The organism is Variovorax sp. Varisp85, from assembly GCF_047304045.1.
Classification (GTDB): Bacteria; Pseudomonadota; Gammaproteobacteria; order Burkholderiales; family Burkholderiaceae_C; genus Variovorax.
Genome location: NZ_JBGLYN010000119.1, coordinates 1 through 7053, shown reverse-complemented (window position 1 = coordinate 7053; position 7053 = coordinate 1). Strand labels below are relative to the sequence as shown.

The following is a 7053-nucleotide window of genomic DNA, read 5'->3' as shown; positions in this document are numbered from 1 at the left end:
GGTGGTGGCGGCGGCTACGGCGGCGGTGGCCGCAGCGGTGGTGGCGGCGGCTACGGCGGCGGCGGCGGTGGTCGCGGCGGCTACTAAGCCCTTCCCTCCAGAGCCTTCGGGCTTCTGAATGAAAAGCTCCTTCGGGAGCTTTTTTCGTTTCTGCGCCAGGCTCGAGCGCCTTGGTCAGCTCGGCCTAATGAAAACCCGGTAAGCAATAGTCCGTACCTCCGCGGTCAGCCAACAGTCAGCCGCGCAGAACGACCCTCGACCCTTCATATAAGAGGGGCGAGACATGCGCATCAAGAGTCAGGCGGACTTCTTTTCAGGAGTCATGTTCACTGCCGTGGGAGGGGCCTTTGCGATAGGCGCCACCACCTACACCGTCGGCAACGGTGCCCGCATGGGACCGGGTTACTTCCCGCTGATGCTCGGCATCCTGCTGGCCGTCCTCGGCGCCATCATCATGTTCCAGGCGCTGGTGGTCGAAACCCCCACCGGCGACCCGATCGGCAAATGGGCCTGGAAGCCGCTGGCCTTCGTGCTCGGCGCCAACCTCGCCTTCGGCGTGCTGCTGGGCGGCCTGCCCAGCATCGGGCTGCCGGCGATGGGGATGATCATCGCGATCTACGCGCTCACGATCATCTCGAGCATGGCGGGCGAGCACTTCAAGCTGCGCGACGTGCTGATCCTCTCCACCATCCTGGCGGCCGGCAGCTACGTGGCCTTCATCTGGGCGCTGAAGCTCCAGATCCAGGTCTGGCCTACTTTCATTTCGGGTTGAGGAGCGCACCGCCATGGAACTGTTCCACAACCTCGCGACCGGCTTCGGCGTCGCGTTCACCTTCACCAACCTGCTGTACTGCCTGATCGGCTGCATCCTGGGCACGCTGATCGGCGTGCTCCCGGGCATCGGCCCGGTCGCGACCATCGCGATGCTGCTGCCCGCCACGTACGCGCTGCCGCCTGTGTCGGCGCTGATCATGCTGGCCGGCATCTACTACGGCGCGCAGTACGGCGGCTCGACCACGGCCATCCTGGTGAACCTGCCCGGGGAGTCGTCCTCGGTGGTCACCTGTATCGACGGCTACCAGATGGCAAGGCAGGGCCGCGCAGGCCCGGCGCTCGCCGCGGCGGGCCTGGGTTCGTTCTTCGCGGGTTGCGTGGGCACGCTGATCCTGGCCGCCTTCGCACCGCCGCTGACCGAGCTGGCCTTCAAGTTCGGCCCGGCGGAGTATTTCTCGCTGATGGTGCTGGGCCTGATCGGCGCGGTGGTGCTGGCCTCGGGCTCGCTGCTGAAGGCGGTGGCGATGATCGTGCTGGGCCTGCTGCTGGGCATCGTCGGCACCGACGTGAATTCGGGCGTGGCGCGCTACAGCTTCGACATTCCGGAGCTCACCGACGGCATCGGCTTCGTGGTGATCGCCATGGGCGTGTTCGGCTACGGCGAAATCATCGGCAACCTCTCGCAGCCCGACGACGAGCGCGAGGTGTTCACGCACAAGGTGAAGGGCCTGTGGCCCACCAAGGAAGACTTCAAGCGCATGACGCCCGCGGTGCTGCGCGGCACGGCACTGGGTTCGGCGTTGGGCATCCTGCCCGGCGGCGGCGCGCTGCTGGCAGCCTTCGCGGCCTATGCGCTGGAAAAGAAGATCAAGATGCGCCCCGGCGAAGTGCCCTTCGGCAAGGGCAACATCCGCGGCGTGGCTTCGCCCGAGTCGGCCAACAACGCCGGCGCGCAGACCTCCTTCATCCCGCTGCTGACGCTGGGCATTCCGCCCAACGCGGTGATGGCGCTGATGGTGGGTGCGATGACGATCCACAACATCCAGCCCGGCCCGCAGGTGATGACCAGCAACCCCGAGCTGTTCTGGGGCCTGATCGCCTCGATGTGGATCGGCAACGCGATGCTGATCGTGCTGAACCTGCCGCTGATCGGCATGTGGATCAAGCTGCTGACGGTGCCCTACAAGTTCCTGTTCCCGGCGATCGTGCTGTTCTGCGCGATCGGCGTGTACTCGACCAACAACAACACCTTCGACATCTGGATGGTGGCGGCTTTCGGCTTCATCGGCTACCTGTTCCTGAAGCTGCGCACCGAGCCCGCCCCGCTGCTGCTGGGCTTCATCCTGGGCCCGATGATGGAAGAGAACCTGCGGCGCGCGCTGCTGCTGTCGCGCGGTGCGTGGAGCGTGTTCGTCACGCGGCCGCTGTCGGCGGGACTGCTGGTGGCTGCGGCGCTGCTGCTTGGCATCGTGCTGCTGCCGGCGATCAAGGCCAAGCGCGAAGAAGCCTTCGTCGAGGAGTAATTGGCTCGCCCCCAGGCTGCGCGCACTTCGTGTCGCTGCGCCAACCCCCTTCCGGGGGCAACACCTGCGGCCCGGCGGAGCCGGTTCCGCGGTGTTCCTGGAATAGTCAGCGCTGGAGTAGCGGCAGCAGCGCCTGTTGCCAGGCCAGTCCGAGCAGGGCCGCGCCGAGCACCACCGGGATCACCCCGGCCTTGAAGCGGAACAGCGCCACGGCGGCGATCAGCCCGATCGCCGCCGATGCCGCGTCGAAGCCACCGCCCGCGCCCTTCGGCCACAGCACGTGCCAGGCGAAGAACACCGCGAGGTTGACGATCACGCCCACCACGGCCGCCGTGATGGCCGTCAGCGGCGCGGTGAGCTTCAGGTTGCCGTGCGTCGATTCGATGAACGGCCCGCCCAACAGGATGAACAGGAACGATGGCAGGAAGGTGAAGAAGCTCACCACCGTCGCCGCCACCGCGCCCGCCAGGAACAGCGACTGCCCACCGAACAACGCCTGGTTCCAGCCGCCCACGAAGCCCACGAACGACACCACCATGATCAGCGGCCCCGGCGTGGTTTCGCCCAGCGCGAGCCCGTCGATCATCTGCGTGGCGCTGAGCCAGCCGTAGTGGTCGACCGCGCCCTGGAACACGTAGGGCAGCACCGCATAGGCGCCGCCGAAGGTCAGCAGCGCGGCCTTGGTGAAGAACCAGCCCATCTGCGTGAGCGCGCCGTGCCAGCCGAACAGTGCCGCGAGGGCGCCGATGGCGACGAGCCACAGCGCGAGGAACACGCCCAGCACGCGCAAGAAGCGGCCCCAGCCGAAGCGCGCATGCGCGGGCGTCGGCGTGTCGTCGTCGATCAGTGCGGGACCGACCGAGGCGGCCGCCGCGGCGTGAGCGCCGCCCGGCGCGAAGCGCTCTGGCGCCACCCGGCTGCCAAGGTAGCCGATGGCCCCCGCCACGAGCACGATCAGCGGAAACGGCACGCGAAGCGCAAAGATCGCCACGAAGGCGGCCGCCGCGATCGCCCAGAGCCAGGCGTTCTTCAGCACCCGCGAGCCGATGCGCCATGCCGCGAACAGCACGATGGCCGTCACCGCAGGCTTTACGCCGTAGAGCAGCCCCGCCACCGCCGGCACCTGTCCATACGCCATGTAGACCCACGACAACGCGATCAGGATGAACAGCGACGGCAGCACGAACAGCCCTCCCGCCACGATGCCGCCCCAGGTGCGGTGCATGAGCCAGCCGATGTAGGTCGCAAGCTGCTGCGCCTCGGGGCCGGGCAGCACCATGCAATAATTCAGCGCATGGAGGAATCGCTTCTCCGAGATCCAGCGGCGGCGCTCCACCAGTTCCTGGTGCATCAGCGCGATCTGCCCGGCAGGCCCGCCGAAGCTGATGAAGCCCAGCTTGAGCCAATAGCCGAAGGCCTGCCAGAAGCTGACGGGGACGGGCGGCTCGGCAGGCGCTTCGGAGGAGGACATCGGCTGACTTTCGTGTTTCGCTATTTCAGGAACGCGTCGTAGGCGGTCTTCAGGATCAGCGCGCTCACCACCACGATGAACACCACCCGCACGAAGCCCGCCCCGTGCTTCAGCGCAACCCGCGTGCCGAGCAGGCTGCCCGCCACGTTGGCCACCGCCATCACCAGCCCGTAGTGCCACCAGACATGGCCCTTGGCAGCCAGCAGGATCAGCGCCGCGGCGTTGGTCAGCGTGTTGATGATCTTGGCCGAGGCCGAGGCGTTGAGGAAGTCGTAGCCCATCCAGCGCACGAACAGGAACACCAGGAAGCTCCCCGCGCCCGGCCCGAAGAAGCCGTCGTAGAACCCGATCGTCAGGCCGATGGTGCAGGCCGCCAGCGTCTCGGCCCGGCCGGAGAAGCGCGGCGCATGCATCCGCCCCATGTCCTTGCGCGCCAGCGTGTAGAGCAGCACGCCCAGCAGGATGACCGGCAGCGCCCGGCGCAGGAAGTCGCCCGGGAATAGCGTGACGCCCCAGGCGCCCAGCATCGAGCCGGCGAAACCGAGCACCGCGGCGGGCCAAAGGGCGCCCCAGCGCATCTGCACCCGCTGGCTGAACTGGGCCGCGGCGGCTGCCGTGCCCCAAATGGACGCACTCTTGTTGGTGCCCAGCAGCGTTGCCGGCGTCGCGCCCGGGAACACGGCAAACAGCGCCGGCACCAGGATCAACCCGCCTCCGCCCACGATCGAATCGACAAAACCCGCGAGCAGCGAAGCGCCCGTCACCACCAGCATTTCCATGGCGGCGATTGTCTCACTCGTGGCGCTATCGAAAATATAGCTTCATGTGCACGCGTGGCCTTTGTGGGAGGTCAATTTGGCACTGAGGAAAAACCCTTCGGGCACGGCGCGCGCGGGCATAAAAAAGGCGCCGACCAGCGGCGCCCTTCAAAGTCAAACACGGCATCTCGTACGGAGCCTTGGAAGCATTTTTATAGTTGCTCGAGATTTGTCTCCTCGGACCCTCGGCAGCACGAGCAGGGCCCGTTCGCGAGTGCGCAGACTTTAGGGGGCGCACCGCCTCAGTGCATTGGGAATTACCCGCTTTGCCGGCCCGGAAAGCCCGATTCGCAAACCAAAGTGTTTCCGATGGTTAACGGCGCGGCACAATTCATGCACGCGCGGTCAGGCCCCGATCTTGCACATGCCCAGAAAGAACCCGGGAGTCGCCCACCCGACGGAGGAAGCATGCCATCCATGTCCGAAAGCGAACGCATCGCCCTCGCCGCGCGCCTTCATGTGGCGCTTCGGCGAAAGCACGGGCGCGTGACCGACACCGAATGGATGGCCACCAACGCCGAATACGCCGCCGAGATCGTGCGCATGACGCGCGCGCATGCCGCGGACACCAGGGACGAGGAGCTCTACCAGCTCGCGATGCGGCTCGAACAGGCGATGGAACCTTTGGCTCGGGCCAAGCGGCTGGCGGCGCGGCAGCCCGACGGCGCCCTGCCCATACCCACTCGCCACGCGGACGGACTGGGCTGACGCCTTCCTGCTGGGCGCTGTTCAGGACGCGGCCAGCGCGGCCTTGCGGATCGACTGCAGCGTGCTGCCCGGCGTGATCGCTTCCGGATCGAGCAGGCAGTGCAGGATCGCCGGCTTGCCGCTCGCACGCGCACGGGCCAGCGCGGGGCCGAACTCTTCGGTGCTGGTCACGCGTTCGCCGTGGCCGCCGAACACTTCGGCATAGCCGCGGAAATCGGGGTTCTTCAATTGCGTGGCGCTGATGCGGCCGGGATAGTGTTTTTCCTGGTGCATGCGGATCGTGCCGTACATGGCGTTGTCCAGCAGCACCACGATGATCGGCAGGCCGTACTGCACGGCGGTGGCGAACTCCTGGCCGTGCATCATGAAGTCGCCGTCGCCCGCGAACACGACCACCTCGCGCTGCGGCCACAGCCTCTTGGCACCGACGCCGGCCGGCAGGCCGTAGCCCATCGAGCCGCTGGTGGGCGCGAGCTGGCTCGCGAAGGCGCGGAACGGCCAGAAGCGGTGCACCCACGTGGCGAAGTTGCCCGCGCCGTTGCAGAAGATGGTGTCGGCCGGCAGCACTTCGCGCAGGTGCTGCATGACCTCGCCCATCTGCAGCGGGCCGGGAATGCGGATGGGGGCCGGGTCGCTCCAGCGCAGGAAGTCTTCGCGTGCGGTCTTTGTCTCTGCCTGCCAGGCCGGCGCTTGCGCGGGGCGCAGCGTGGACACCGCTTCGGCGAACGCCCGCGGCGTGGCGTGAATGCCCTGCGCGGGGCGGTAGAGCTTGCCGAGCTCGTTGGCATCGGCGTGCACATGCACCAGGGCCTGCTTCGGTTGCGGGATCGCCAGCAGTTCGTAGCCTTGTGACGGCACTTCCGACAGGCGCCCGCCGACCAGCAGCACGAGGTCGGCATTGCGGATGCGCTCCAGCATGCGCGGGTTGGCGCCCAGGCCCAGGTCGCCCGCATAGCAGGGGTGCTCGGCCGACATCAGCATCTGGCGGCGGAACGAGCAGTACACGGGCAGCGAGAACGCGGCCGCGAAATCAGCGAACTGCAGCGCCGCCTGCTCCGACCAGCGGCTGCCGCCGAGGATGACCACCGGGCGCTGCGCCTGCGACAACCGCTGCTGCAGCTCGGCGAGCTGCGCCGCGCCGGGATGGGTTTCGGTCACCGCGTAGGGCTGCGCGTCGGCCACCGCTGCGGCCTCGGTCAGCATGTCCTCGGGCAGCGCGATCACCACCGGCCCGGGTCGGCCGGAGGTGGCGACATGGAAGGCACGCGACACGAGCTCGGGCACACGCGCCGGATCGTCGATCTGCACCACCCACTTGGCCATGGTGCCGAACACCGCGCCGTAGTCCAGCTCCTGGAAAGCCTCGCGGCCCATGGCGTCGCGCGCGACCTGGCCCACGAACAGCAGCAGCGGCGTCGAATCCTGGTGCGCGATGTGCACGCCGGCCGCCGCGTTGGTGGCGCCGGGGCCGCGCGTGACGAAGCAGATGCCGGGCTGGCCCGTGAGCTTGCCCTGCGCCTCGGCCATCATCGCCGCGCCGCCTTCCTGGCGGCACACGGTCACGTCGATCGATGCGTCATGCAGCGCGTCGAGCACGGCCAGAAAGCTTTCGCCGGGCACGCAGAACAGCTGCCTGACGCCGTGGGTGATGAGCTGGTCGACCAGGATCTGGCCGCCGGTGCGGGAGGAAGTCATGCTGTGTCCAATGGAATGAAGGTGTTGGGTCTTGCTCCTTCCCCCTCTGGGGGAAGGCTGGGAT

Annotated in this window: 6 protein-coding genes; 3 read left to right on the top strand and 3 right to left on the bottom strand. The window is 67.7% G+C overall.

Features of this window, described 5'->3' with window-relative positions; all coding sequences use genetic code 11:
• The first annotated feature begins 283 nt into the window (after window positions 1-283).
• Window positions 284-772: a tripartite tricarboxylate transporter TctB family protein gene (locus tag ACCC97_RS28355; RefSeq protein WP_007835454.1), complete on the top strand. Its 489-nt coding sequence runs from the start codon at window positions 284-286 to the stop codon at window positions 770-772.
• 13 nt (window positions 773-785) lie between these two features.
• The gene (locus ACCC97_RS28350) at window positions 786-2297 is read left to right on the top strand and encodes a tripartite tricarboxylate transporter permease (protein ID WP_413312315.1); all 1512 of its coding nucleotides are present in this window, start codon (window positions 786-788) and stop codon (window positions 2295-2297) included.
• 106 nt (window positions 2298-2403) lie between these two features.
• Here the strand turns inward: ACCC97_RS28350 and chrA are convergent, their stop codons facing one another.
• Window positions 2404-3768: a chromate efflux transporter gene (gene chrA, locus ACCC97_RS28345; protein ID WP_007833544.1), complete on the bottom strand. Its 1365-nt coding sequence runs from the start codon at window positions 3766-3768 to the stop codon at window positions 2404-2406.
• 20 nt (window positions 3769-3788) lie between these two features.
• A complete protein-coding gene (locus tag ACCC97_RS28340) occupies window positions 3789-4547 on the bottom strand; it encodes a TSUP family transporter (protein ID WP_007833532.1) in 759 nt (252 codons plus the stop codon).
• A 447-nt stretch (window positions 4548-4994) separates the two neighbouring features.
• Between ACCC97_RS28340 and ACCC97_RS28335 the strand changes: the two genes are divergently transcribed.
• Window positions 4995-5294 carry a hypothetical protein gene (locus tag ACCC97_RS28335; protein WP_007833531.1) on the top strand — a complete coding sequence of 100 codons (300 nt, stop codon included), beginning with the start codon at window positions 4995-4997 and terminating at the stop codon, window positions 5292-5294.
• 21 nt (window positions 5295-5315) lie between these two features.
• On the opposite strand, the gene ACCC97_RS28330 is transcribed toward ACCC97_RS28335, so the two are convergent.
• Entirely contained in the window at window positions 5316-6989 is a 1674-nt protein-coding gene (locus ACCC97_RS28330; protein ID WP_413336285.1) for a thiamine pyrophosphate-binding protein, read from the bottom strand.
• Between the last annotated feature and the right edge of the window lie 64 nt (window positions 6990-7053).

What these genes read in the sequence shown, in the direction of transcription:
- ACCC97_RS28355 (WP_007835454.1), top strand. Translation starts at nt 284, where the DNA reads ATGCGCATCAAGAGTCAGGCGGACTTCTTTTCAGGAGTCATGTTCACT.
- ACCC97_RS28350 (WP_413312315.1), top strand. Translation starts at nt 786, where the DNA reads ATGGAACTGTTCCACAACCTCGCGACCGGCTTCGGCGTCGCGTTCACC.
- chrA (WP_007833544.1), bottom strand. Translation starts at nt 3,768, where the DNA reads ATGTCCTCCTCCGAAGCGCCTGCCGAGCCGCCCGTCCCCGTCAGCTTC.
- ACCC97_RS28340 (WP_007833532.1), bottom strand. Translation starts at nt 4,547, where the DNA reads ATGGAAATGCTGGTGGTGACGGGCGCTTCGCTGCTCGCGGGTTTTGTC.
- ACCC97_RS28335 (WP_007833531.1), top strand. Translation starts at nt 4,995, where the DNA reads ATGCCATCCATGTCCGAAAGCGAACGCATCGCCCTCGCCGCGCGCCTT.
- ACCC97_RS28330 (WP_413336285.1), bottom strand. Translation starts at nt 6,989, where the DNA reads ATGACTTCCTCCCGCACCGGCGGCCAGATCCTGGTCGACCAGCTCATC.